At 69.2% G+C, this 2580-nt stretch carries 2 protein-coding genes and 1 pseudogene; all 3 read right to left on the reverse strand.

From position 1 onward, the window contains the following. A partial coding sequence (locus tag BIS11_RS14875; protein ID WP_253586410.1) for an ABC transporter permease occupies positions 1–835 on the reverse strand: 835 nt, incomplete at its 3' end. 56 nt (positions 836–891) lie between these two features. Beyond that, entirely contained in the window at positions 892–2031 is a 1140-nt protein-coding gene (locus BIS11_RS14880; protein ID WP_253426421.1) for an extracellular solute-binding protein, read from the reverse strand. Then, positions 2028–2580: pseudogene (locus tag BIS11_RS14885) on the reverse strand (ABC transporter ATP-binding protein); the annotation flags it as partial. The gene BIS11_RS14880 and the pseudogene BIS11_RS14885, both read right to left, overlap by 4 nt.

Raw genomic sequence — 2580 nt, forward strand, 5'->3', positions numbered from 1 at the left:
AGACCCAGGCGCTCACCGCGGTCAACGCGTAGGAGAAGAGCCCCAGGGCGTTGGCCACGCCGTAGTCGCCGTAGTAGGTGATGCGGTGCGCCATCATGGCGGTCATCATGGTCGGGTTGCCGGAGAGCAGCATCATCGGCACCGACAGCACCGAGAGCATCGCCACCAGCGACAGGATCAGGCCCACCCAGAGCGTCGGGGCGGCCTGGGGCAGCACGATCTGGAACAGGCAGCGCAGCCGCCCGCCACCCAGGTTGCGCGCCGCCTCGCTGTGGCTCGTGTCAACGGCGGCCATGGCGCCGGCGAGCAGCAGCGTGACGAAGGGGATCTGCTTCCAGGCGAAGGTGAGGATCAGCCCGCGCCAGTCCAGAAAGCTCTGGGCGCTCTCGGCGGCCATCAGCCCGCTCTCGACCAGCGCCGTGTTCATCATGCCGTTGGTGGAGAGAAACGAGCGCGACAGCTGCCCGGCCACCACGAAAGGAATGAACAGCGGCCAGCGGTAGAGCCAGCGCAGCGCCCGCACCGCCCAGGGCGTGGCGCCGAGGGTCAGGTAGCCGGCGATGGCGATCGACACGGCCGCGATGAGCGCAAGCGACCCCAGGCTCACGCCGATGGAAAACATCACGTCGCGCCCGTAGAGCGTGGCGGCGCGGGAGACGTTCGCCAGGGTGAAACCGTCGCCGTCGTGAAACGCGCCCAGCAGCGAGCGTACCAGCGGCAGGGCGTAGAGCAGCACGATGGCGGCCAGGGCCGGCAACACCAGAATCAGCCCCAGGCCGATCCGGGGGCGCGGCGGCGCGGGCAGCGTCGCCGCCCAGGAGGACGAAGTAGTCATGAGCACTCGTCTGAATGACGGGGGCGCCAGCGCCCCCAAGGGTTCATCGGCACCGCCTAGCGGCTCACCTGGCTTTCATAGGCTTCCAGAATGGCGCGGAAGTAGTCCGCCTGGGGCATGGAGAGCCCGCGCTCGGAGAGCGTCTGCGGCGAGACGTCGCTGTAGAGCGCGTCCCACTGCGCCTCGCTCAGCTCGTCCTGGACGTGCTCGGCGTCGATGCCCGGGAACCAGTTGAACTCGCCGACGATGCCCTCGGCCTGCACCTTGGGGCTGGTGGCCAGCGCGATGAACTCGGCGGCAAGCTCGGCGTGCTCCGCCCGCTCGGGAATCGCGTAGTACATCGGCTGGCCGGGCATGCCGGGTTCCGGCAGCAGCAGGCGGAAGTCGGGGTTGAGGCGGCCATCCGCCTTCCAGGTGGTGTACATGTCCATCCACACCGGGCCCATGGCAATCTCGCCGCGGTTCATGGCGTCCATGGTGCCGGCGTTGCCCGGCGTCAGGGTGACGTTCTCGTTGAAGTCGCGCAGCCGCGCCAGGGCGTCGTCGAGCCCGGCCACGCTCTCCTCGCTCCAGGGGCCGTTCTGCAGGGTGTCGGCCATGTCGGAGAAGGCGTACATCCAGCCGAACACGAAGCCCACGCCGGCCATGCCGCCGGTGATGCCGTTGTAGCCGAATTTCCCCGGGTGTTCCTTGGCCCACTCGTCGAGCACGGCGTAGCTCTGCGGCGGCGTCTCGAGCAGGGCGGGGTTGTAGGCCAGGGCGATCTGGCTCTGAAACATCGGCATGACGTAGCCTTCCACGTCCACCCCGAGGGCGTTACGCGCGCTCTCACCCGTGGCGAGCCCGGCGGTGTCGAGCGTATCGGTATAGCGGCGCAGCAGCCCCTCTTCGACCATCTGTCCGGCCATGCGCTGGTGAAGCACCGCCACGTCCACGCCCCAACTCTGCTTGTCGCGCTGGGCGCTGAGCATTTCGTAGATCGCCTGGCTGCCCGCGTCGCCGGGCCCCGTGCCGAGCGCACGCACGGTGACGTCCGGGTGGTTCGCCTCGAAGCGCGGGGCGAGGAACTCGTTGACGTAGGCGACCATGTTGTCGTCACCGGCGGTGAAGACGTTGAGCGTGGTGGCGCTGGCCTGGCCGGCCGCGAGTGCCAGACCGACGGCGAGGGCAAGCTTGTGGGTGCGACGGATTTTCATGCGACGTGCTCCTGAGAGTGAGACAAGGACAAGCGGCGGTGATCGGCCCCGAAGGGCATCAGTGCCCGGGCGGGCACGGTGAGGGTGACGAAGCGCCCCGGTTCGACCGGGGCATCGGTGACGGCGAACAGCGTCTGGTGCTGTGTCTCGACGCTGACCTGGTAGCCATCGCCGGTATAGACGCACTCGATGACCGTTCCGCGGCGGCGAAGCGCCCCGGCGTCCGCCGTGGCATCGAGCCGCGCATCCCGGGTGCGAAAGCCGAGTCGCGTGGCGCCCTGCAGGGCGGCCGGGTCCTCGGCCGTGCGCTCGACCACATTGTCGACGCCGAGAAAGCGCGCGGCGTCGAGGTCGGCCGGGGCCTGGTAGAGCGTGGCGGGCGGGGCCACCTGAACGATGCGACCGTCGCGCATCAGCACGATCTGGTCGGCCATCTGCAGCGCTTCCTCCTGGTCGTGGGTCACCATCACGGTGGTCACCCCCAGGGACTTCTGCAGCCGGCGCAGCTCGCCGCGCAGGCTGCGCCGGATGGCGGCATCGAGGTTGGAG

It is taken from the genome of Halomonas sp. 707D4, assembly GCF_024158685.1.
Classification (GTDB): domain Bacteria; phylum Pseudomonadota; class Gammaproteobacteria; order Pseudomonadales; family Halomonadaceae; genus Vreelandella.